This is a genomic window from Oryzobacter faecalis (genome assembly GCF_046764005.1).
Classification (GTDB): domain Bacteria; phylum Actinomycetota; class Actinomycetes; order Actinomycetales; family Dermatophilaceae; genus Oryzobacter; species Oryzobacter faecalis.
On sequence record NZ_JBKOFW010000001.1, the window covers coordinates 192999 to 214321 of the forward strand.

Consider the following 21323-nt stretch of genomic DNA (forward strand, 5'->3'; position numbering starts at 1 on the left):
GGTCAGTGCTGTGATCACGACACTGACCAGGCGGTAGGTCGCGCTGCAACGTCTCGAGGTCGGTCAGCCGCGCCGGGCCACGGCGTCGGCGAGGACGCGGGCCGCGCCGTCGGCAGCGGTCTCCGGCAGCCCGGCGTAGCACAGGACGAGGCCCCTGACCTGCGCCTCGACCGCGTAGGCCGACAACGGGCTGGCGGCCAGACCGCGACCGAGGAGCTCCTCGACGACGACGTGGTCGTCGACCTCGTCGGCCAGCCGCAGGACGACGTGCAGCCCGGCATCGACCCCGTCGAGGACGGCGCCCGGCAGGTGCCGCGCGACGCCCTCGACGAGGGCCGCCCGCCGCGCCGCGTAGGTGCGCGCGACCCTCGCGTGATGGGCGGCGAGGGCCCCGCTCGCGACGAACTCGGCGAGGGCGAGGCCGGTCGCCTCGTTGACGACGAGGCCGCGGCTCTCGAGCTCGAGCCGGAGCGGCTCCCGCAGCCGGGCCGGCGGGGCGAGCCACGCGACGCGCAGGGACGGCGCGAGGATCTTGCTCGCCGTGCCGACGTAGAGGACGTGGTCCTCGGCGCCCGGGAGCGACCGCAGGGCCGGCAGTGGCGAGACGTCGTAGCGGAACTCGCCGTCGTAGTCGTCCTCCACGACCGTGCCGCCCGTGCGGGCCGCCCAGTCGAGCAGCTGGACGCGCCGCGCCACCGGCATCCGCGCGCCGAGCGGGTACTGGTGCGACGGCGTGACGTACGCGGCGGCGGCCCCGCGGGGGAGGCTGCCGGGGTCGAGGCCGTCCTCGTCGACCGGGACGGCGGCGACCCGGGCCCCCTCGGCCGTGAAGGCCGTCCAGGCCTCGGCGTACCCGGGGTCCTCGAGGGCGACGGTGCGTCCGACCAGCCCCAGCGGCCCCGGCAGCGCGCGGAGCGAGGCGCCCACCCCCGGCACGACAAGGAGGTCGGCCGGGTCCACGGCGACCCCGCGGGTGCGGCGGAGGTGGTCGGCCAGGACCTCCCGGAGCCGGTCGTGGGGGGGACCCGCGCCGGCGTCGTTGCCGGGGACCGACGAGCCCGCCCGGCGCCAGGCACGCCGCCACGCAACGGCGTCGACGAGGGAGGTGTCGGGGCGGCCGGGACGAAGGTCCCAGCGGGGTTCGGCTCTCGCGGAACGGTTCTCGACGCTTCCGCCGACCGTGCAGGCCTGGACGTGGGTGACGGCTCCTGCCGCGGCAGCGCGGTCGGCATCCGGGGCCACGACGGCTCCCGAGCCGGCCCGGCTGACGACGAACCCCGCCGCGGCGAGCTCGTCGTAGGCGGCGACGACCGGCCCGCGGGAGACGCCAAGGGCGGCGGCCAGGACGCGGGTCGAGGGCAGGGCGTCGCCGGGGCGCAGCCGCCCAGACCGCAGCTCGGCGACGACGGCGTCGGCGACCCGGTGGCGCAGCGGCGCGGGCCCGTCGGGGACGGTGACGGGGACCTCGAGCGGGCGGGGCGGGCGGGGCACGAGCGCGACGATACTGGTCCTGAGGTTCAGGGCGGAAGTGGATCTCGGTCTGGACCGCTTTGCCGCGCTTCGATGGGACCCGTCGGACCGTCCGGTCCGACCCTGACCGGCTGGCGGCGCTGTCGGTGGCGTCGGAGAGGATGTGACCTCGTGAGCGGGCTCGAGATGCGACCGGGGTGCGAGTGCTGCGACGTCGACCTCCCCGCCGACGAGGTCGGCGCGGTGGTGTGCTCCTTCGAGTGCACGTTCTGCTCCGGGTGCGCGGAGCACCTGGACCGTGCCTGCCCGAACTGCGGTGGCGCCCTGATGCCGCGACCCACCCGGGTCGGTGACGCCCTGGCCCGCCGCCCCGCCTCCACGGTCCGCGTCGTCGGCGAGCTGCCCTGTCCCGGAGCCGGGTACGCCGGGCGTCCACGACCCGTCGAGCGGCTCACCCGCAAGCCGGACCGCGGGACCTCCGACCGTGCAGCCCTCGACGCCCTCCTCGACGAGGTGCTCGCGGGCACGCTGTCCACGGTCGTCGACGGGCGGCCCTGGGTGGTGCCGATGCTCTTCGCGCGCGACGGCGACCGCATCCTGCTCCACGGGTCGACCGGGGCGGGGGCCCTGCGGCACGTGGCCGCCGGAGCTCCGGCGGCTCTCAGCGTCACCGTCGTCGACGGCCTCGTCGTCGCCCACACGACCTTCGACTCCTCGGCCAACTACCGGTCCGCCGTCGTCCACGGCGAGCTCGCCACCCTGTCCGGCGAGGACCGCAGCACCGCGCTCGACACGATCTCCGAGCGGCTCGTCCCCGGGCGCACGGCCGAGGTCCGGCCGAGCACCGCCAAGGAGCAGGCCGCGACCCTGGCGATGGCGCTGCCCATCAGCGAGGGACGGTGGGTGCTCAAGGCGCGCTCGGGCGGCCCCTCGCAGCCCGACGAGGACCCCGCCGGCGCGTGGTGCGGCGTCGTGCCGCTGCGCGTCGTCGCGGGCGCGCCGGAGCCCGCACCGTGGACCGCCGAGGCCGGGGTGCCGGTCCCGGCGTCGGTCGCCGGCTTCATCGCGTCGGTGGGCACCGGGCTCGTCGCGGACGCCGGAATGGTGGCGCCGTGACCGGGGTTGAGCCCGCCGTGAGCGCCACCGCCGACACCTCCGGGCCCGTCGTGACCACCGCGCCCGTGCGCGCGACCGGGATCGGCTCGTGGCCGGGGACGTCCGCGCGCGAGGCCGTGCGCACGGTCCGCGACCTCCTCCTCGACGACGAGGGCGTCGGGCTGGCGTTCCTCCCCGAGACCCCCGGGCGCGGTCCGGGCGCGGACATCATCGGACGGGCCGCCGGACTCCTCACCGACCTGCCCGTCGACCTCCAGCCGAGCGGCTGGCGCCTCGTCGACCGCCCTGGTCGCGACGCCGCGCGCACCGCCTCGTTCCACCGTGAGGACCTCGACGAGCTGGCCGAGGCCTACGACGGTCATGTCGGCCCGCTCAAGGTGCAGGTCGCCGGGCCGTGGACGCTCGCGGCGTCCCTGCGGCTGAACCGCGGCGAGCGGGTGCTCGTCGACCCCGGCGCCGCCGCCGACCTCGTCGCCTCCCTCGCCGACGGTGTCTCCCGGTACGTCGCCGGGGTGCGGCGCCTCGTACCCGGAGCGGAGGTCGTCCTCCAGCTCGACGAGCCGTCGCTGCCGGCCGCCCTCGAGGGGTCGCTGCCGACCGACTCCGGGTACGGCCGGATCCGTGCCGTCGACCCCCAGGTCGCCGCGTCGGGCCTGCGGACGGTCCTCGCCGCCCACGACGGGCCCACGGTCATCCACTCGTGCCACCCCGCGGCACCGCTGCCGCTGCTGCGCTCCACCGGGGTCGGCGCCGTCGCCCTCGACCTCACCGCCGCCACGCCGGCGCGCTGGGAGTCGGTCGCGGCCACCCTCGACACCGGCACCGCGGTGTGGGTCGGGGTGCTGCCCACCGACGGCTCGGCGACGTCCTCGGAGGACGCCCGCCGCCTCGTCCTCGACGGGCTCGAGCGGGCCGGCCTGTCGGCCGACGCCCTGCGCGGGCTCGTCGTCACCCCCACGTGCGGTCTGTCCGGGCTCACACCGGAGGGGGCCCGCACCGTTGTGCGTACGGCGCTCGACACCGCGCGCCGTCTCGCAGAGGAGGTCGACCGGTGAGCCGCGAGCCCCGTGTCCCCTGGCAGGTCAAGTTCGTCGCGCTCGTCCTCATCTGGGGGTCGAGCTTCCTCCTCATGAAGGTGGGGCTGGAGGCGCTGTCGGCGGTGCAGATCGCCGCGCTGCGCATCGTGTCCGGCGCGGTCGTCATCCTCGCGCTGCTCTTCCTCGCCGGAGGCCGGCTGCCCACGGGAGCGCGTGTGTGGGGGCACCTCATGGTCTGCGGCTTCTTCCTGGCGACCTTCCCCTTCACCCTGTTCGCGCTGTCCGAGACGCGGATCAGCTCGGCGCTCGCCGGCATCGGCAACGCGACGACCCCCATCGCCGCGGTCCTCGCCGTGCTCCTCATGCTCCCGGGCGAGCGGGCCACCGGGCGCCGCCTCGTCGCGGTCGGCGTCGGGTTCCTCGGCGTCGTGACGATCATGCAGCCGTGGGCCGCCGCCGACCGGCCCGACCTCGTCGGGTTCGCGATGGCGCTCGTCGGTGGGGCGAGCTACGGCATCGGCTGGACCTACAACCGCCGCTTCCTCAGCGGCGTCGACCTCGGTGGGCTGTCGCAGCCGGCCGCCACGCTGCTGAGCGGGCTCGTCCTCATGGTGCCGGTCGTCGTCGGCTGGGCGCTGACGCGGCCCGAGGGGCTCGGTGCCGTGCTCTCGTACGGGCCGGTCGAGCCGGGCACCTGGGCCTGGCTGCCGTTGCTGTGCACGCTCGTCCTCGGCCTCGTCGGAACGGGGTTCGCGTACATGCTGCAGTTCGACGTCGTCCGGGGCGCCGGCCCGGTCATCGGCACGACGATCACGTACCTCATCCCCGTCGTGTCGGTCCTGCTCGGCGTCCTCGTGCTCGGTGAGCACCTCGGCCCCTGGCAGCTCGTCGGCTTCGTCGTCGTCCTCGCCGCCGCGTGGGTCATCAACCGCAGGCCGAAGGCCCCCGAGGCCGCCGCCGTGCGCGAGCGCGAGCAGGCCACGGCCTCCTCCTGAGGTCGCGGCGCGGGCCCGCTCAGCCGGCGCTCGGGCGCACCTCGCGGCGCAGGATCTTGCCCGAGGGGCCCTTGGGCAGCTCCGGCACGACCCACACGGTCCGCGGGTACTTGTACGCCGCGATCCGCTCCTTGGTGTACTCGATGATGTCCTCCGGCGTCGCGGTGGCACCCTCGCGCAGGGCGACCGCCGCACCGACCTGCTCGCCGTAGAGGTCGTCGGGGATGCCGACGACGGCGACCTCGAGGACGTCGGGGTGGGTGTAGATGACCTCCTCGACCTCGCGCGGGTACACGTTCATCCCGCCGCGCAGGATCATGTCCTTCTTGCGGTCGACGATGGTGAAGTAGCCGTCGGCGTCCATCGTCGCGAGGTCGCCGGTCCGGAACCAGCCGTCGGGGATCGCCTCGGCGGTGGCCTCGGGCTTGTTCCAGTAGCCCTTCATGACGTTGTCGCCGCGGATCGCGATCTCACCGACCTCGCCGACGGGGACCTCGTTGCCGTCGAGGTCCACGCACCTCATCTCGCAGCCGGGGATGGGGACGCCGATCGTGCCGGGCTTGCGCTCGCGGTCGGGCATGTTGAAGCTCGCGACCGGGGAGGTCTCGGAGAGCCCGTAGCCCTCGAGGATGACGCAGCCGAACTTGTCCTCGAAGGAGCGCATGACCTCGAGCGGCATCGCCGACCCGCCGCTGGCGCACGTGCGCAGGCTCGACGCGTCCATGCCGTCGCTGTCCGGGTGGTTGAGGATCGCGGCGTACATCGTCGGCACGCCCTGCATGATCGTCACCCGCTCCTTCTCGATGACCTCGATGGCCGCGGCCGGGTCGAACCGGGGGATGAGGGCGAGGGAGGCACCGGCCACGGTGGCCGCGTTGAGCCCGACGACGAGGCCGAAGACGTGGAACAGGGGCAGGCACCCCATGACGACGTCCTCGCTCGTCATCTGCTGGATCACCTCGGCGCTGCGGGTCGCGTTGAGGTGGATGTTGCGGTGGGTCAGCTCGGCGCCCTTGGGCCGCCCCGTCGTGCCGGAGGTGTAGAGGATGATCGCGGTGTCGTCGTCGTCGCGGTCGGCCGGCTCGGTGACCGGGTCGCCGCCCTCGAGGGCGCCCTCGACCGGGCCCGTCGCGGTGCACTCGACGATGCGGGTCCCGCTGTTCTCGGCGCCCTTGGTGGCCTCGGCGACGAAGTCGGGCCACACGAAGGCGACCTTGGCGCCGGAGTCGGTGAAGAAGTAGTCGATCTCGCCGGCCTTGAGCAGCGGGTTCATCGGGACGACGACCCCTCCCGCGAGGAGGATGCCCCAGTAGACGACCGGGAACGCGGGGACGTTCGGGATGATGACGGCCACGCGGTCGCCGGGCCCGATCCCGTTGGCGCGCAGGCTTCCTGCGACCTTCGCGGCCATCGCGTGGAGCTGGCCGTAGGTGATGCCCTGACCGTTGACGCGCAGGGCGTCCTTCTCGGGGCTGCGTGCGGCCGTCGTCGTGAGGTTGGTCGCGAGGTTCGTCATCGGGGGGCTCCTGGGCGGGCTCGGCGGCGGTGGCGGGCTGCGCCCATCCTGTCCCGTGGGTGCGCATGGCGCCAGACCGGGGCCGGGCGCCTGTCACCCCCGGCTGCGAGGATGTCCGGATGGCCGAGCCGCCGACATCGTTCGACCCCCGCCCCGGTGACGAGGCGTGGCGCGGCGCCGCTGTGGCGCGGCTCGAGGACGAGCGCGCCGGCCTCGTCGAGCGCCTCGCCGAGCTGGACCACGACATGGCCGGGCTCGTCGCGGCCACGCACGGCTCCAACGTCGACGACGAGCACGACCCGGAGGGCCAGACGATTGCCTACGAGCGCTCGCAGCTGGCGGCCGTCACCGGCCAGGCCCGCGAGCACCTCCTCGAGGTCGATGCCGCCCTGCGGCGCGTGGCCGACGGCACCTACGGCGTGTGCGAGGTGTGCGGCCGGGCGATCCCCGCCGGGCGCCTGGAGGCCCGGCCGACGGCACGCACCTGCGTCGAGCACGTCCGGCGGTGACCCGCGCGTCGGTCGGGCGGGGGTCGCCGCCGTCCGGGGCGGCAGCGACACCCCGCGTCATCCCCGACGGCGGCGCAGGAGGACGCCGGCCCACGACACGAGCACGACGACGGCCACGAGCACCTGGACCACGACCTCGTGCTCCTTCGGGTAGACGACGCCGGCGAGGTAGTGGTCGATGAAGCCGGTGGCCGGCAGGGTCGCCTCGCCGGCCCGCGAGCGGCCCCAGTCCTCGACATGGGTCAGGGGGCAGGGCCACCCCACGAGGACGTTGGCGAGCCCGTACGCCGCCACCGCGACGTGGACCCAGATGCTGCGGGGCCACCGCCACGCGAGGAAGCCGCCCACCGTCAGGTAGGCGAGGAACGCGAAGTGCGCCACCATCGCGGCGTCGGCGACCAGTCGGTACCCCATGGCCTCCTCACTGTGCGCGCGACCCCGGGCCGTGGGCAACCTCCCCACCGGCCGCCGGGCAGTGGCGCGTAGCGTCGGGCGACGTGATCAGCCGCGACGAGCTCCTCCACTTCTGCGACAGCGCGCTCGACCAGTACGCGGCCGTCTGCCGCGACCTGGGCGACGACCTCGTCAACGCGCGCCTCGACGACGTCCCGGGCAGCAACAGCGCCTTCGCGCTCGTCACCCACATCGGTGGTGTCATGGCGCGCTGGGGCCGCACAGTCAACCGCGGCATCGTCGTGCCGCGCGACCGTGACGCCGAATTCCGGGCGACGGGCACCGTCGAGGAGGCGCTCGCCCTCCTCGGGGCCGGGCGCGCCGCCCTCCACGAGGACGTCGCGGCTGCCGCGCCACGTGAGGCGCCGGCCGACCCGCCGGCGGACGCCGCGGAGCGCGACGACCCGGAGGTGCGGACCCAGGGGGCCGTGCTCCTCCACGTCTACGAGGAGCTCGCCCAGCATCTCGGGCAGCTCGAGGTGACGCGCGACGTCCTCCTCGCCCGCCGCCGCGCGGGCGAGCCCGCCTGAGCCGGTGGGGCGTCGGTGGTCTGCGGCAGGATGACGCCGTGAGCGAGACGCCGACCGACCCCGCCGACGCCCAGCCCGCCGACGCCCAGCCCGCCGACGTCGTGCCCGACGACGTCCGCCACGAGTGGGAGGCCCTGGCCGAGGAGGCGCGCGGCCACCAGTTCGCCTACCACGTCAAGGACTCACCGACGATCAGCGACGGCGAGTACGACCTCCTGATGGGCCGGCTCAACGCCATCGAGGACGAGCACCCGTCGTTGCGCACCCCCGACAGCCCGACCCAGCAGGTCGGTGGTGCGGTCTTCTCCACCGAGTTCCAGGCCGTCGACCACCTCGAGCGGATGCTCAGCCTCGACAACGCGTTCTCGACCGAGGAGATGCTCGAGTGGAACGCGCGCGTCACCCGTGACGCGGGCGGTGCCGAGCTCCACTACCTGTGCGAGCTGAAGATCGACGGGCTGGCGGTCAACCTCCTCTACGAGGAGGGGCGCCTGACCCGCGCGCTGACCCGCGGTGACGGCCGCACCGGCGAGGACGTCACGCTCAACGTGCGCACGGTGCGCGGCGTCCCCACCGAGCTCGAGGCGGGCACCGCGTACCCGGTGCCCGACCTCGTCGAGGTGCGCGGCGAGGTCTACTTCCCCATCGAGGCCTTCGGTGAGCTCAACGCGCAGCTCGTCGAGTCGGGCAAGGCGCCCTACGCGAACCCGCGCAACACGGCGGCAGGGTCGCTGCGGCAGAAGGACCCCCGCGTCACCGCCACGCGTGCCCTGCGCATGCTCGTCCACGGCCTCGGCAGGCGCGAGGGGTTCGACCTGGCCCGGCAGAGCGAGGCCTACGCCGCCCTCGAGGCGTGGGGGCTGCCCGTCTCGAGCCACTTCCGGGTCGTCGACACGATCGAGGAGGTCAACGCCTTCATCGCGCACACCGGGGAGCACCGCCACGACGTCGAGCACGAGATCGACGGCGTCGTCGTCAAGGTCGACGAGATCTCGGTGCAGCGCCGCCTCGGCTCCACGTCACGTGCGCCCCGGTGGGCCATCGCCTACAAGTACCCGCCCGAGGAGGTCAACACCAGGCTCCTCGACATCCAGGTCAACGTCGGGCGCACCGGCCGGGTCACGCCGTTCGGGGTCATGGAGCCGGTCGTCGTCGCCGGGTCGACGGTCGAGCGGGCCACGCTGCACAACGCGACCGAGGTCAAGCGCAAGGGTGTCCTCATCGGCGACACCGTGGTGCTGCGCAAGGCCGGCGACGTCATCCCCGAGATCCTCGGCCCGGTCGTCGCCCTGCGCGAGGGCACCGAGCGCGAGTTCGTCATGCCGACCCACTGCCCCGCGTGCGGCACGGCGCTCGCCCCCGAGAAGGAGGGCGACAAGGACATCCGCTGCCCCAACAGCCGGTCCTGCCCGGCGCAGCTGCGCGAGCGCCTGTCCAGCCTCGCCGGGCGCGGGGCGTTCGACATCGAGGCCCTGGGCTACGAGGGCGCCGTCGCGCTGCTCGAGTCGGGGGTCCTCGAGGACGAGTCCACCCTGTTCGGCCTCACCTCCGCGGACATCGCGCGCGTCCCCCTCTACACCCGCGCGGCGAGGAGGACCGACCCCGAGGACGCCGTCGTCGACGGACGCGTCCTCTCGGCCAACGGGGCCAAGCTCGTGGCCAACCTCGCGGCCGCCAAGCGGCAGCCGCTGTGGCGCGTCCTCGTCGCCCTGTCGATCCGCCACGTCGGGCCCACCGCCGCCCGTGCTCTGGCCCAGCACCTCGGCTCGATGCAGCGCATCCGCGAGGCCAGCGTCGAGGAGCTCGCGGGAGTCGAGGGAGTCGGTGGCGTCATCGCCGAGTCGGTCCGCGACTGGTTCGACCGCGAGGGCAACGAGTGGCACGTCGCCATCGTCGACCAGTGGGCCGCCGACGGCGTCCGGATGGAGGACGAGCGCGACGAGTCCGTCGAGCAGACCCTCGCCGGGCTCACCGTCGTCGTCACCGGCGGGCTCGAGGGCTACTCGCGCGACGAGGCGAAGGAGGCCATCCTCAGTCGTGGCGGCAAGGCGAGCGGCTCGGTGTCGAAGAAGACCGACTACGTCGTCGTCGGCGCCAACGCCGGCTCGAAGGAGGACAAGGCCCGCGAGCTCGGGCTGACGATCCTCGACGAGGCCCAGTTCACCCGTCTCCTCGAGACCGGCAGCCCGGACTGAGCCGGGCCGCCGGCTACCGTTCGCCGTCGCCGGGGGTGCCGCTGCGCAGGGCGCGCGGGGCGTTGAGGTCGAGCGCCACCGCGACGACCCGGGTCGCGAAGACGAAGACGACGGCGAGCCACGCGCTGAGCGGGGTGAGGGCGTCGAGGTGGTGGAGGAGGACGACGAGTGCGGCACCCGCGAGGGCCGGGACGGCGTAGAGCTCGCGGCGCAGCACCTCGGGCACCTCGCGGGCGAGGACGTCGCGCAGCAGGCCGCCGCCGATGGCGGTGATGCCCCCGATGAGCGTGGCCGCCAACGGGCCGGCCTCGGCGTCGAGGGCGACGAGCGCCCCGCTCACCGCGAACACGGCGAGCCCGGCCGCGTCGAGCAGCCGGACGACGAACGGCACCCGCTGCCAGCGGGCGTCCGGGTTGCGGGCCGCCATCTCGCGCCACGTCCCGTGGAGGGCGAACACGAGCAGGCCGGCCGCGACGGCCGCAGCGAGGAGGCGCCAGTCGCTGACCGCGACCGGGGGAGTGCGGCCGAGGAACAGGTCGCGGATGATGCCGCCGCCCACGCCGGCGACCCACGACAGGACGAGGATGCCGAACAGGTCGAGCCCGCGCCGGACCGCGACGAGCGCCCCCGACAGGGCGAAGACGAGGACGCCGACGACGTCGAGCACCGTCTGCAGGGTCGCGGTGTCGGTCAGCACCGCAGGATTCTCGCAGGCGGCTCCCGGCGTCCGGGGGTGCGTCCGGCCGCCCATAGACTGGCCCCCATGGCCGACCTCACCCGTGACGACGTGGCGCACCTCGCCGGTCTCGCCCGCATCGACCTCTCCGACGCCGAGCTCGACAAGATGGTCGGTGAGCTGGCCGTCATCCTCGAGGCCGTGGCGACCGTCCAGCAGGCGCCGATCGCCGACGTCGAGCCGATGAGCCACCCGATGCCGATCGTCAACGTCACCCGGCCCGACGTCGTCCGCCCGTCGCTGACGCCGGAGGAGGCGCTCGCCGGCGCCCCCGAGGCCGAGCAGCAGCGCTTCAGCGTCCCCCGCATCCTGGACGACGAGGCCTGAGCGGACCGACCCTCCCGGACGCCGCCGCGCCGCACGCCGCCGCGCCCCCCGCAGACCCCGGCCCACCCGAAGGAAACCCCGACGTGACCACCGACCTGACCCGGTCCACCGCCGCCGAGCTCGCCGACCTCCTCGCGCAGGGGAGCGTGTCGGCCCGTGAGGTCGCGCAGGCCCACCTCGACCGCACCGCCGCCGTCGACGGCGCCGTGCACTCCTACCTCCACGTCGACGCCGAGGGCGCCCTCGCCCAGGCCGACGAGGTCGACCGCCGACGGTCCACCGGGGAGTCGCTGCACCGGCTGGCCGGGGTGCCCATCGCGGTCAAGGACGTCATGGCGACCCGTGGCCTGCCCACGACGTGCGGCTCGCGCATCCTGCAGGGCTGGGTCCCCCCGTACGACGCCACCCTCGTCACCCGCCTGCGCGAGGCCGGGATGCCGATCCTCGGCAAGACGAACATGGACGAGTTCGCCATGGGCTCCTCCACCGAGCACAGCGCCTACGGCCCGAGCCGCAACCCGTGGGACCTCGAGCGCATCCCGGGTGGCTCCGGGGGCGGCTCGTCCTCCGTCGTCGCGTCCTTCCAGGCGCCGCTCGCGATCGGGACCGACACAGGCGGGTCGATCCGCCAGCCGGCGGCGGTCACGGGCACGGTCGGGACCAAGCCGACGTACGGCGGGGTCTCGAGGTACGGCCTCGTCGCGCTCGCGTCCTCCCTCGACCAGGCCGGTCCGTGCACCCGCACCGTCCTCGACGCCGCCCTCCTCCACGAGGTCATCGGCGGGCACGACCCGATGGACTCGACCTCCATCGACGCCCCGGTGCCGCCGGTCGTCGAGGCCGCGCGCCGCGCCGACGTCAAGGGCCTGCGGATCGGGATCGTCCGCGAGCTGACCGGCGAGGGGTTCCAGGCCGGGGTGCAGACGCGCTTCGACGAGGCCGTGCAGCACCTCGTCGACGCCGGCGCCGAGGTCGTCGAGGTCTCGTGCCCGAGCTTCACGTACGCCCTCGCGGCCTACTACCTCATCCTCCCCAGCGAGGCGTCGAGCAACCTCGCGAAGTTCGACGCCATGCGCTACGGGCTGCGCGTCGCCCCGGACGGGGTCGCCGACCCGAGCGCCGAGCAGGTCATGGCCGCCACCCGCGACGCCGGCTTCGGCGACGAGGTCAAGCGCCGCATCATCCTCGGGACGTACGCGCTGTCGAGCGGCTACTACGACGCCTACTACGGCTCGGCGCAGAAGGTCCGCCGCCTCATCGCGAACGACTTCGCGGCCGCCTTCGAGCGGGCCGACGTGCTCGTCAGCCCCACTGCGCCGACCACCGCGTTCCGGCTCGGTGACAAGCTCGACGACCCGATGGCCATGTACCTCAACGACATCGCGACGATCCCGGCCAACCTCGCCGGTATCCCGGGCATGTCCGTGCCGAGCGGCCTGGCCGAGGAGGACAGTCTGCCCACGGGGTTCCAGATCCTCGCGCCGGCCATGGCCGACGACCGGCTCTACGCGGTGGGAGCGGCCCTGGAGGCACGGCTCACCGCCGCGTGGGGTGGCGCCATCCTCGACCGGTCCCCCTCGCTCGCCGCGACCACGAAGGAGGCCTGAGGATGACGACCCAGGTGACCGAGGCGACCGTCCCCTTCGACGAGGCGATGGCCGCGTTCGACCCCGTCATGGGGCTCGAGGTCCACGTCGAGCTCAACACCGCGACGAAGATGTTCTGCGGCTGCCCGACCGAGTTCGGCGCCGAGCCCAACACGCAGGTGTGCCCGGTCTGCCTCGGCCTGCCGGGGGCGCTTCCGGTCGTCAACGAGAAGGCGGTGGAGTCGGCGATCCGGATCGGGTTGGCGCTCAGCTGCTCCATCGCGCCGTGGTGCCGGTTCGCCCGGAAGAACTACTTCTACCCGGACATGCCGAAGAACTTCCAGACCTCGCAGTACGACGAGCCCATCGCGTTCGACGGTCACCTCGACGTCGAGCTCGAGGACGGCACGACCTACCGCGTCGAGATCGAGCGCGCCCACATGGAGGAGGACACCGGCAAGTCGCTGCACGTCGGCGGCTCCACGGGTCGCATCCACGGTGCGACGCACTCGCTCGTCGACTACAACCGCGCCGGCATCCCCCTCATCGAGATCGTCACCAAGCCGATGACGGGGGCGGGGGAGCGCGCGCCCGAGATCGCCAAGGCCTACGTCGCCACGCTGCGCGACCTCCTCAAGGCCCTCGGCGTCTCCGACGTGCGGATGGAGCAGGGCTCGATGCGCTGCGACGTCAACCTCTCGCTCATGCCCAAGGGCTCGTCCACCTTCGGCACCCGCTCGGAGACCAAGAACGTCAACTCGCTGCGCTCGGTCGAGCGGGCGGTGCGCTACGAGGTCGGCCGCCACGCGGCGGTGCTGTCGTCGGGGGCGTCCGTGGTGCAGGAGACGCGGCACTGGCACGAGGACACCGGCATCACGACGCCGGGGCGCGTGAAGTCCGACGCCGAGGACTACCGCTACTTCCCCGAGCCCGACCTCGTCCCCGTCGCGCCCTCCGCCGAGACGGTCGAGGCGCTACGCGGCACGCTTCCCGAGCCGCCGGCCGCGCGCCGCAGGCGACTGCAGGCCTCCTGGGGTTTCGCCGATCTCGAGATGCGCGACGTCGTCAACGCCGGGCTCGTCGACCTCGTCGAGGAGACGGTGGCCGCGGGTGCCTCGCCGGCGGCAGCGCGCAAGTGGTGGTCGGGTGAGATCGCCCGCCGCGCGAACGCCGAGGGTGTCGACGTGCCGACCTTCGCCGCGTCGCTCGGGGTCACCCCGGCGCACGTCGTCGAGCTCGAGGGGCTCGTGACGTCCGGTCGGCTCAACGACTCGATGGCGCGGCAGGCCTGGGATGGCGTGCTGGCCGGGGAGGGGTCGCCGACGGCCGTCGCCGACGCCCGCGGGCTCGCGCTGTCGCAGGACACGGGTGCCCTCGAGGCGGCCGTCGACGCCGTCATCGCCGCGAACCCGGACGTCGCCGACAAGATCCGTGACGGCAAGGTCCAGGCGGTCGGTGCCCTCATCGGGCAGGTCATGCGTGAGATGAAGGGCCAGGCCGACGCGGGCGCCGCCCGCGCCCTCATCCTCGACCGGCTCGGCCAGTCCTGACGGTCCTCGACCCGCCCAGCGTCCCGAGATCGACGTTCTGGGCGACTTCCGTACGGGGGAAGGGGGTGGGGTCAGCGGCGGCCGCCTCCGAGGACGCCGCCGAGCACGTCCCGGATGATGCTGCCCGCGTCGAGCCCGCCCCCGGACGTGCTCGTCGGGGAGGGTGTGCTGCCGGACCCGGTGGTGCCGGAGGACGGCCCGCCGCCGGTGGCCCCTCCGAGGACGTCGCGCAGCAGGTCGTCGAGCGACCCCGGCCGACCGGTCGCGCTGCCGCCGGGCAGGGACGCCGACCCGCCGGGCCCGCCGCTCGAGCCGCCCGAGGGGCCGCTGCCGGCGGGACCGCCACTCCCGGGGGCTCCGCCGCCGCGGAGCACCTTGTTCGCGAGCCACGACAGCACCATCGGCGCGAGGATGGGGATCAGCTTGCGCACGAGCGCCCCGCCGAACCCGGACCCGCCCACGCCGGGGAGACCGCCCAGGCGGTTGACGACCTCGTCCTGCTGGTCGCCGAAGATGTGGCTCGCGATGACCTGTCCGTCGCCCTCGTCGACCTGCGACAGGTCCGCCCCGCCGGCGAGGAGGTCGTCGTCGTGCTGGCCGAGGGCCTCGAGGAGTGAGCCCGCCCCCGAGGAGTCGGCGGCGTTCGCCTCGAGCCCGCCGAGGAGCGCGGGGAGCACCGCTGCCGCCGTCGTGCGGACCTCGTCGGGCGAGGCGCCGGTCTGCTGGGCCACCTGCTCGACGGGGAGGGCGGCGAGGATCTCGTCGACTGCGGTCACGGCGCTGGTCCCATCTGTCACGGCGGACCGGTTCCGCCCCCGCTGCCGACCGTAGCCGCCCGCCGCCGCCCGCGACAGGGGCGCGGCGTCGGGTGCATGATCGACCCATGACCCGGGCAGCGCAGGACCGAACCCTCGTCCTCCTCCGCCACGCCAAGGCCGAGCAGACGGGCTGGGACGCCGACCACGAGCGCGAGCTCACCGCGCGGGGGCACCGCGACGCCGCCGAGGCGGGTCGCTGGCTGCGTGAGCACGGCATCGGGGTCGACGAGGTCCTGTGCTCCACGGCGGAGCGCACCCAGCAGACGGCCCAGGGCGTCTGGGACGCCGGCTGCCCCGAGACCGAGCTCCACCTCGACCGGCGCATCTACAACGCCGGCCCCGAGACCCTCCTCGACGTCGTGCGCGAGGCCGACGAGGACGCCGACGTCGTCATGGTCGTCGGCCACGCCCCCGGCCTCCCCAGCCTGGCCGAGCTGCTCTGCGACGGGGAGGGCAGCACCGAGGGCCACCAGGCGATGGCCGGCGGGTTCCCCACGTGCGCCCTCGCCGTCCTCCACTACTCGGGGCCGTGGCGTGGTCTCGACTTCGGCGACGCCCGGCTCGAGCGCTTCCACGTCTGCCGCGCCGACGGCTGACGCCGCCGACCTCACATGAGGGAGCGCATCGCCGCCACGGCGCCCCGCAGGTAGCGCTCGACGACCGCCCGCTCGGACTCCTCGAGCGAGGCGTCGAGGGCAGCCAGGGCCGAGAACATCGGCGCCAGCCGCCGAAACACCTCGGCCTGCCCCGACTCGGTGATGACGACCTGGGTGCGGCGGCCGTCGTCGGGGTGCGGGCGCCGCTCGGCGTGCCCGCGGGAGACGAGGCGGTCGACCACCCCAGAGGACGCGGCCGACGTGACGCCGAGCGCACGGGCGAGCTCGACCGGCCCCATCGGCGCCCCCATGAGATGGCGCAGCGAGTGCAGCTCGGAGGTCGACAGCCCGGCCTGGCGGGCGACCTCGGCCGGGACGAGCGCGGCGACGTCGACGAGGTCCTGGAGCGCATCGAGCGTCGGCGAGGGCGCCCACTGCGGGACCACCTCGCGCAGACCCGGACTTGCCTCACGCGGTCGACGTTCCGTAATATCACTCACCAACTTAGTAACTCGATGAATCACTTGGTGATGATTCTAGCAACGGAGGACGATCGATGGGCAGGGTCGCGGAACTGGTCACGCGGCGGTGGGTGGCGGGGATCCTCGCCCTCGCCGCGCTCCTCGGGGCGGGGGCCGCCATCGGTCTCGTCGGCCAGGCCGAGCGGCCGGACACCTCGACGGCGCAGCTGCCGGTCGGGTCCGACAGCCGGGCTGCGGCCGAGCTGCGCTCCGAGCTCCCCGAGGCCGAGGGCTCCGCCGCCGTCGTGCTGTTCAGCCGCCAGGACGGCCCGCTCACCGACGCCGACCTCGGGGTCGTCACCGAGCGGGCCCGCGCGGTCCCCGGGGCGACGGGCGCCCCGCCGCAGGTCGCGGAGGACGGTACGGCCGCCACGGTCGTCGTCCCCGTGCAGGCGCCGGACGCCACCGCCACCGCGGTCGCCGTCACCGCGATCCGCGAGGCGGTGCGCGCCGACCTCCCCGACGGGCTCAGCGCCCAGGTCACCGGCCCCGCCGCCGTCCAGGCCGACCTCGCCGCGGTCTTCGACGGCGCCAACACCCGCCTGCTCGCAGCCACGGCCTCCGTCGTCGCGATCCTGCTCGTCATCACCTACCGCAGCCCGCTCCTGTGGCTCGTGCCCCTGGGCGTCGTCGGGGTCGCCGACCAGCTGGCGGCCGTCCTCGCGACGCACACGCTCGCGGCGGTCGACGTCGTGTGGGACGAGTCGACGATCGGCATCCTCTCGGTGCTCGTCTTCGGCGCCGGCACCGACTACGCCCTCCTCCTCATCTCGCGGTACCGCGACGAGCTGCGCACGACCGAGGACCGCCGGGCCGCGATGGCCCACGCGCTCCGCCGCACCACCGAGGCCGTCCTGTCGAGCGCCTCGACCGTCGTCCTCGGCCTGCTCACCCTGCTGCTCTCGGCCTTCCCGGCGACCCGCGGGCTGGGGCTCGCGTGCGCCGTCGGCGTCGTCGTCGCCGCCGTCTTCGCCCTCGTCGTCCTCCCCGCCGCGCTCGTCGTCTTCGGCCGCTGGGTCTTCTGGCCGAAGGTCCCGCGCGTCGGCCAGGCCGCGCTCGCCGACTCGCGCTCCCTCTGGCGGCGCGTCGGCGACCTCGTCTCCCGCCGCCCGGGGGCGTTCGTCGTCGTCACCGTGCTCGCCCTCGGCCTCGCGGCGGCCGGGACCTCGCTGATCCGCACCGGGCTCGAGGGGCCGGACCAGTTCCTCGAGAAGCCCGAGGCCATCGCGGCGGGGGAGCGCCTGGCCCGGTCCTTCCCCGCGGGCAGCGCGGACCCGACCGTCGTCGTGACCCGGGGCGACGCTGCCGAGGTCGCGGCCACCATCGGCGCCGTCGACGGCGTCTCCTCGGTGCGGCCGACGGTCAGCGGCAACGGGGTGTCCGAGCTCGCCGTCGTCCTCGATGCCGACCCGGGGTCCACGGGGGCGGAGGACGCCGTCGCGGCCCTCCGCGAGGCCCTCGCGACGACCCCGGCGACGCACGTCGGCGGCACGGAGGCCGAGGCGCTCGACGCGTCCGCCGCCGCCGCCCGGGACCGGCTGCTCGTCCTCCCCGTCATCCTCGGGCTCGTGCTCGTGGCGCTCGCCGGCCTGCTGCGATCGGTCGTCGCGCCGATCGTGCTCGTCGCGACCGTGGTCGCCACGTATGCCGCGAGCCTGGGTATCTCGTGGGTGCTGTTCACCCAGGTCCTCGGCTTCGACCGGCTCGACGACGGCGTCCCGCTGCTCGCCTTCGTCTTCCTCGTGGCGCTCGGGGTCGACTACAACATCTTCCTCGTGACCCGGGCGTCGGAGGAGGCCCGGCGCCACGGAACCCGGGCGGGCATGCTCCGTGCGCTGTCGGCGACCGGCGGGGTCATCACGAGCGCGGGAGTCCTCCTCGCGGCCGTGTTCGCCGTGCTCGGGGTGCTGCCGCTCGTCGTCCTCGCCCAGCTCGGCGTCGTCATCTGCGTCGGCGTCCTGCTCGACACCCTCGTCGTGCGAACCCTCCTCGTGCCCGCGATCGCGCTCATCCTCGGCGACCGGTTCTGGTGGCCGCGGCGCTTCGCGGCGGCCGGCGAGGAGGTCGCGGCGCCGCGGCCGGTCGTGGCGGCCACGCCCTCCGGCTGACCGCCGCGGCCACCGGGCATACTGGCGGCCATGGGGGGACGGGGCCACGACGTGCTGCGCGCCGCGCGCGGCTGGGCGACGGGTCGGTCGTACCGCGAGTACGGCGTCGGGCTCGGGCTGGCCGTCCTCCTCGTGAGCGGGGCCTTCGGCGGGCTGGAGGAGCAGCGGGTCGCCGCGCCGCCCTCCGTGCCGACGGGTCGGGAAGTCGCCGTCGAGCCGTTCCGGGTCACCGTCGAGCGGGTCCGGGCGGGCACCGACCTCGGCGTCGACTCCATCCCCGCGCCGGAGGGCCGGTACCTCCTCGTCAGCCTCAGGGTCGGGGTCGGGGACGTGAGCACCTCGGTGCCGTGGCAGACCCTGCGCGACCTCGTCCGCCTCGAGGGCGCGCAGGGTCTCGTCGGCCCGTTCCACACCGAGGGCGACCCGGTGCCGGCACGTCCCGAGGAGGTCGTCCCCACCCACATGGTGTCCTCGGACGACGCCGAGGGGCTGGGTGACATCGCCCCGGGCCTGCAGTACCCGGCGGTCTTCCTCTTCCAGCAGGTCGGGTCCGCCGCGCTCCCCGAGGAGGTCACCGTCGTCCTCTCGCGGCACACGTGGCGCAAGAGCAACAACGACCAGCGGCTCGGCTGGTTCGACCCGGAGGTCGCGGTGCGGGTCACCGTGCCGGTCACCGAGTTCGCCCCCGCGCCGGAGCCGACCCCGTGAGCCCGGTTCACGTTCCCCGGCCGTCGCGCCGGGGGTTGCTCACGGTCGCGCTCGTCGTCGCGGCGCTCGCCGCCGGGCGCTCCGTGGAGGCGCTGACGGCCGACGACGACGGCGTCTTCGGGCGGACCTTCCTGCGTCCGGTCGCGGTGGGGGAGACCGTCGAGCTCAGGTACGCGACCCTGACCCCGGAGTCCGTCGACGGCGCGCCGCTGCTCGACCGCGGGGCCTCCGCGCCGATGCAGTCGCCCGGGCTGTGGGTCGTCACCCGGCTCACCGTGACGCCCACGCTGGACGCCGAGACCCTGCGCCACGCGACGTTCGTGGATGGTCGTGGCCGCGAGCTGACCCTCGGCAGTCGCAACGAGCTCAGCTGTGCCGCAGCGGTTCCCGGCGTCGCGACCCCGTGCGTCGTGGCCTTCGAGGTCGCCACCGACGCCGCCGCGGGGTCGCACCTGCGGCTGGCCCGCTCGCCCCGCGAGGTCCGCGGCGACGACATGGCCGACGTCGACCTCGGCATCGGCGCCGACGACGTCCGCCGCTGGGCCACCCGCACCGACCGGGTCGACGGCGCCGCACCACCGGGTATCGACCCGGAGACCGGTGTGCGGGAGGAGGGCTCGTGATGACGTTCATCCGGTCCCAGAGCCGCGCCCTGCTCGCGCTGCCGCTCCTCCTGGCCCTCGCCGTCGCCGCGAGCGGCCAGCGGGTCGTCGACCTCTGGTGGCCGTACACGATGCACGCCGAGGTCGCCCTCGACGCCGGTGGCACCGCGCACTTCGAGACGACCGTCGAGACCCAGAGCAACGGGCGGGTCCCGTTGCGCCTCTCGGTGCGCCATGTCTCCACCGAGCCCGTGCAGACGGTGCGGCTCTCCGGCGACGAGGAGGTCCCGGTGCCGGCGGGGTTCGACGCGTGGCGGGTGCGGGTCCACGTCGAGGCCGACCCCGCCGCGATCCTCGGCGCGTGCCAGGTCCTCCTCCGCGACACCGAGGGTCGTGAGTACGCCGCCGGCACCAGGCCCCTCGAGGGCGGCGCGCTCGACCTCGCGTCGTGCCAGCCCCCCGACGCGGAGAACCCGAGCGGGCTCGACATGGACGCCGACCGGACGTCGAACCGTCCTCCGGCCTACGACCGCGACGCGGTCTTCCTCCTGCCCGAGGGCGCCGTGCCGGTGGAGGTCCGGGTCAGCCCGGACCTCCACCTCTACGGCGCCTGGCCGCTGCCGGCGGCCGACTGACCCCGCCGCTCCGTCGGACCGGCCCCCGGGGACCCCGGTCCCACGCCGACCGACGACGCGTCCTCGGGGACGAGCTGCTCGGAGGCCGTGAGGCCGGCGACGACCCGGCCGAGCGCCGCCGCGAGGAGGCACACGACGACGACGGTGCGGGTCACCCACCGAGGATCGACAGGATCGGCGAGAAGGCGACGACGGTCTCGCCGTCCCGCGGCCCGAGGAGGGCGCGCACGCCCTCGTCGACGAGCGTGCCGGCCTCGTCGGCGAGGAGGAAGGCGACGCAGAAGAAGAGCATCGGCACCAGACCGGCGACGGCGAGGAGGCGCACCCCGCGCACGAGCGCGCCGAAGCGGTCGGCGACGCTCGCGGTGGCCTCGCCGACGCCGCGCCGGACCCAGCCGGGCAGTCGCTCCCGGACCGGGTGGCGCCGCTCGGGACCGGCCGGGGCGGCAAGGTCCTTGCCGAAGACGACGGCACCGACGGTCAGCCACGCGATGGGCAGGACGATCGTCTGGTCGGCGTTCGCGACGACCTCGCCGAGGAAGGCCCCGGCGGAGCGGACCGGCTCGGTCAGCGGACCGAGGCGGTCGGTGAGCCCGGCCCACTGCTCGAGCGCCCACACGCTGAGCCGCCGGTCGGCCACCCAGTCGCGGACCTCGCCCTTGTAGCCGGCGACCTGCCGGGCGAGGAGGAACAGCCACAGCACCTCGACGTAGGCCGCGAGCATCCCCCACGACAGGTGCCGGGCCGGGAGCCCGAACCGGTCGAGGGCGGTCCGCAGGACGAAGGCCACCGCGACGAGCGCGAAGAGGGCGCCCCCGGTGACCAGCGCACCGCGATCGAGGTTGCGGTCGGGGTTCCAGAAGTCGGCGGTGATGAACTCCGTGGTGACCGCCGCGTTGACGAAGGTGCGCAGGTCCTCGGCGAGCCGGTCCTGGGCGACGTAGAGCGTGAGGAACGGGATGAGGGTGCTCGCGAGGAGGGCGAGTCGCCCGCGAAGCCGTTCGCCCGGGACGTCGGTGACGAGCGGCGCGAGGGTCGGCTCGTGGCGCCCGGCGTGCCGCAGCATGAGGACGAGCGCGACGAGCGAGCTGATCGGCACGAGGGGCAGGAGGATGGCGGTCGCCAGGCCGTGGTGGTCGCTCAGCCAGACGCAGAACCACAGGAAGCCCTGGTGGCCGACGATCCCGAGCAGGGCGATCGCGGCGAGGGTCGGCCACTGCCGCGCGAGCAGCCGTGCCGCGTCGCGCAGCACGACGAGCGCCGACGACGCCATCGCCCCCAGGGTCCCCACGGGCACCGATCGTAGGGCCTGCCA

General features: G+C 74.7%; 22 protein-coding genes. 14 read left to right on the forward strand and 8 right to left on the reverse strand.

Annotation, left to right across the window (positions count from 1 at the left end; all coding sequences use genetic code 11):
- Nucleotides 1-63 precede the first annotated feature (63 nt).
- A complete protein-coding gene (gene pdxR / locus ACK8HX_RS00925) occupies nucleotides 64-1491 on the reverse strand; it encodes a MocR-like pyridoxine biosynthesis transcription factor PdxR (protein ID WP_411938764.1) in 1428 nt (475 codons plus the stop codon).
- A 150-nt stretch (nucleotides 1492-1641) separates the two neighbouring features.
- Here pdxR and ACK8HX_RS00930 point away from each other — a divergent pair, with 150 nt between their 5' ends.
- The 3 genes from ACK8HX_RS00930 to ACK8HX_RS00940 are packed head-to-tail and all read left to right on the forward strand — an operon-like array spanning nucleotide 1642 to nucleotide 4618.
- Complete coding sequence (locus tag ACK8HX_RS00930; RefSeq protein ID WP_411938765.1) at nucleotides 1642-2586, forward strand: DUF1272 domain-containing protein; 945 nt, start codon at nucleotides 1642-1644, stop codon at nucleotides 2584-2586.
- Nucleotides 2583-3641, forward strand: coding sequence for a uroporphyrinogen decarboxylase/cobalamine-independent methonine synthase family protein (locus tag ACK8HX_RS00935; RefSeq protein WP_411938766.1), 1059 nt, complete (start codon nucleotides 2583-2585; stop codon nucleotides 3639-3641). The genes ACK8HX_RS00930 and ACK8HX_RS00935 overlap by 4 nt, the downstream gene beginning before the upstream one ends.
- Nucleotides 3638-4618 carry a DMT family transporter gene (locus tag ACK8HX_RS00940; protein ID WP_411938767.1) on the forward strand — a complete coding sequence of 327 codons (981 nt, stop codon included), beginning with the start codon at nucleotides 3638-3640 and terminating at the stop codon, nucleotides 4616-4618. The genes ACK8HX_RS00935 and ACK8HX_RS00940 overlap by 4 nt, the downstream gene beginning before the upstream one ends.
- Nucleotides 4619-4637: 19 nt before the next feature.
- On the opposite strand, the gene ACK8HX_RS00945 is transcribed toward ACK8HX_RS00940, so the two are convergent.
- Nucleotides 4638-6134 (reverse strand): long-chain-fatty-acid--CoA ligase, encoded by a 1497-nt coding sequence (locus tag ACK8HX_RS00945; protein ID WP_411938768.1) that lies wholly within the window; start codon nucleotides 6132-6134, stop codon nucleotides 4638-4640.
- 119 nt (nucleotides 6135-6253) lie between these two features.
- Here ACK8HX_RS00945 and ACK8HX_RS00950 point away from each other — a divergent pair, with 119 nt between their 5' ends.
- Entirely contained in the window at nucleotides 6254-6643 is a 390-nt protein-coding gene (locus ACK8HX_RS00950) for a TraR/DksA family transcriptional regulator (protein ID WP_411938769.1), read from the forward strand.
- 57 nt (nucleotides 6644-6700) lie between these two features.
- Here the strand turns inward: ACK8HX_RS00950 and ACK8HX_RS00955 are convergent, their stop codons facing one another.
- Nucleotides 6701-7057 carry a DUF2784 domain-containing protein gene (locus tag ACK8HX_RS00955; RefSeq protein WP_411938770.1) on the reverse strand — a complete coding sequence of 119 codons (357 nt, stop codon included), beginning with the start codon at nucleotides 7055-7057 and terminating at the stop codon, nucleotides 6701-6703.
- Between the two features lie 83 nt (nucleotides 7058-7140).
- On the opposite strand from ACK8HX_RS00955, the gene ACK8HX_RS00960 reads away from it, so the two are divergent.
- Both ACK8HX_RS00960 and ligA read left to right on the forward strand, forming a co-directional pair.
- Nucleotides 7141-7626 (forward strand): mycothiol transferase, encoded by a 486-nt coding sequence (locus ACK8HX_RS00960; RefSeq protein ID WP_411938771.1) that lies wholly within the window; start codon nucleotides 7141-7143, stop codon nucleotides 7624-7626.
- Between the two features lie 38 nt (nucleotides 7627-7664).
- Complete coding sequence (gene ligA, locus ACK8HX_RS00965) at nucleotides 7665-9821, forward strand: NAD-dependent DNA ligase LigA (RefSeq protein WP_411938772.1); 2157 nt, start codon at nucleotides 7665-7667, stop codon at nucleotides 9819-9821.
- A 13-nt stretch (nucleotides 9822-9834) separates the two neighbouring features.
- Here ligA and ACK8HX_RS00970 read toward each other — a convergent pair whose 3' ends face one another.
- Entirely contained in the window at nucleotides 9835-10518 is a 684-nt protein-coding gene (locus ACK8HX_RS00970) for a trimeric intracellular cation channel family protein (protein ID WP_411938773.1), read from the reverse strand.
- 66 nt (nucleotides 10519-10584) lie between these two features.
- Here ACK8HX_RS00970 and gatC point away from each other — a divergent pair, with 66 nt between their 5' ends.
- The 3 genes from gatC (at nucleotide 10585) to gatB (ending at nucleotide 14020) form a co-directional block, all read left to right on the forward strand.
- Nucleotides 10585-10884 (forward strand): Asp-tRNA(Asn)/Glu-tRNA(Gln) amidotransferase subunit GatC, encoded by a 300-nt coding sequence (gene gatC, locus ACK8HX_RS00975; protein ID WP_411938774.1) that lies wholly within the window; start codon nucleotides 10585-10587, stop codon nucleotides 10882-10884.
- An 83-nt stretch (nucleotides 10885-10967) separates the two neighbouring features.
- Nucleotides 10968-12491, forward strand: a complete 1524-nt coding sequence (gene gatA, locus ACK8HX_RS00980) for an Asp-tRNA(Asn)/Glu-tRNA(Gln) amidotransferase subunit GatA (protein WP_411938775.1) — start codon at nucleotides 10968-10970, stop codon at nucleotides 12489-12491.
- A 2-nt stretch (nucleotides 12492-12493) separates the two neighbouring features.
- Entirely contained in the window at nucleotides 12494-14020 is a 1527-nt protein-coding gene (gene gatB, locus ACK8HX_RS00985; RefSeq protein WP_411938776.1) for an Asp-tRNA(Asn)/Glu-tRNA(Gln) amidotransferase subunit GatB, read from the forward strand.
- Between the two features lie 71 nt (nucleotides 14021-14091).
- Here the strand turns inward: gatB and ACK8HX_RS00990 are convergent, their stop codons facing one another.
- The gene (locus tag ACK8HX_RS00990) at nucleotides 14092-14796 is read right to left on the reverse strand and encodes a DUF937 domain-containing protein (RefSeq protein WP_411938777.1); all 705 of its coding nucleotides are present in this window, start codon (nucleotides 14794-14796) and stop codon (nucleotides 14092-14094) included.
- A gap of 107 nt (nucleotides 14797-14903) precedes the next feature.
- Here ACK8HX_RS00990 and ACK8HX_RS00995 point away from each other — a divergent pair, with 107 nt between their 5' ends.
- Nucleotides 14904-15434 carry a SixA phosphatase family protein gene (locus ACK8HX_RS00995; protein ID WP_411938778.1) on the forward strand — a complete coding sequence of 177 codons (531 nt, stop codon included), beginning with the start codon at nucleotides 14904-14906 and terminating at the stop codon, nucleotides 15432-15434.
- A gap of 11 nt (nucleotides 15435-15445) precedes the next feature.
- Here the strand turns inward: ACK8HX_RS00995 and ACK8HX_RS01000 are convergent, their stop codons facing one another.
- On the reverse strand, nucleotides 15446-15880 hold the full coding sequence (locus tag ACK8HX_RS01000; RefSeq protein ID WP_411938779.1) for a MarR family winged helix-turn-helix transcriptional regulator: 435 nt from the start codon (nucleotides 15878-15880) through the stop codon (nucleotides 15446-15448).
- A 110-nt stretch (nucleotides 15881-15990) separates the two neighbouring features.
- On the opposite strand from ACK8HX_RS01000, the gene ACK8HX_RS01005 reads away from it, so the two are divergent.
- The 4 genes from ACK8HX_RS01005 to ACK8HX_RS01020 are packed head-to-tail and all read left to right on the forward strand — an operon-like array spanning nucleotide 15991 to nucleotide 20008.
- Nucleotides 15991-18063 carry an MMPL family transporter gene (locus ACK8HX_RS01005; protein WP_411938780.1) on the forward strand — a complete coding sequence of 691 codons (2073 nt, stop codon included), beginning with the start codon at nucleotides 15991-15993 and terminating at the stop codon, nucleotides 18061-18063.
- A 30-nt stretch (nucleotides 18064-18093) separates the two neighbouring features.
- Nucleotides 18094-18771 carry a hypothetical protein gene (locus ACK8HX_RS01010; RefSeq protein WP_411938781.1) on the forward strand — a complete coding sequence of 226 codons (678 nt, stop codon included), beginning with the start codon at nucleotides 18094-18096 and terminating at the stop codon, nucleotides 18769-18771.
- Nucleotides 18768-19394 (forward strand): hypothetical protein, encoded by a 627-nt coding sequence (locus tag ACK8HX_RS01015; protein ID WP_411938782.1) that lies wholly within the window; start codon nucleotides 18768-18770, stop codon nucleotides 19392-19394. The genes ACK8HX_RS01010 and ACK8HX_RS01015 overlap by 4 nt, the downstream gene beginning before the upstream one ends.
- On the forward strand, nucleotides 19394-20008 hold the full coding sequence (locus ACK8HX_RS01020; protein ID WP_411938783.1) for a hypothetical protein: 615 nt from the start codon (nucleotides 19394-19396) through the stop codon (nucleotides 20006-20008). Before ACK8HX_RS01015 ends, ACK8HX_RS01020 begins: the two co-directional genes overlap by 1 nt.
- On the opposite strand, the gene ACK8HX_RS01025 is transcribed toward ACK8HX_RS01020, so the two are convergent.
- Together ACK8HX_RS01025 and ACK8HX_RS01030 are read right to left on the reverse strand one after the other, a co-directional pair.
- Nucleotides 19975-20163, reverse strand: a complete 189-nt coding sequence (locus ACK8HX_RS01025; RefSeq protein ID WP_411938784.1) for a hypothetical protein — start codon at nucleotides 20161-20163, stop codon at nucleotides 19975-19977. The two genes, ACK8HX_RS01020 and ACK8HX_RS01025, sit on opposite strands and share 34 nt — an antisense overlap.
- The gene (locus tag ACK8HX_RS01030) at nucleotides 20160-21299 is read right to left on the reverse strand and encodes a hypothetical protein (RefSeq protein WP_411938785.1); all 1140 of its coding nucleotides are present in this window, start codon (nucleotides 21297-21299) and stop codon (nucleotides 20160-20162) included. Before ACK8HX_RS01030 ends, ACK8HX_RS01025 begins: the two co-directional genes overlap by 4 nt.
- Nucleotides 21300-21323 lie beyond the last annotated feature (24 nt).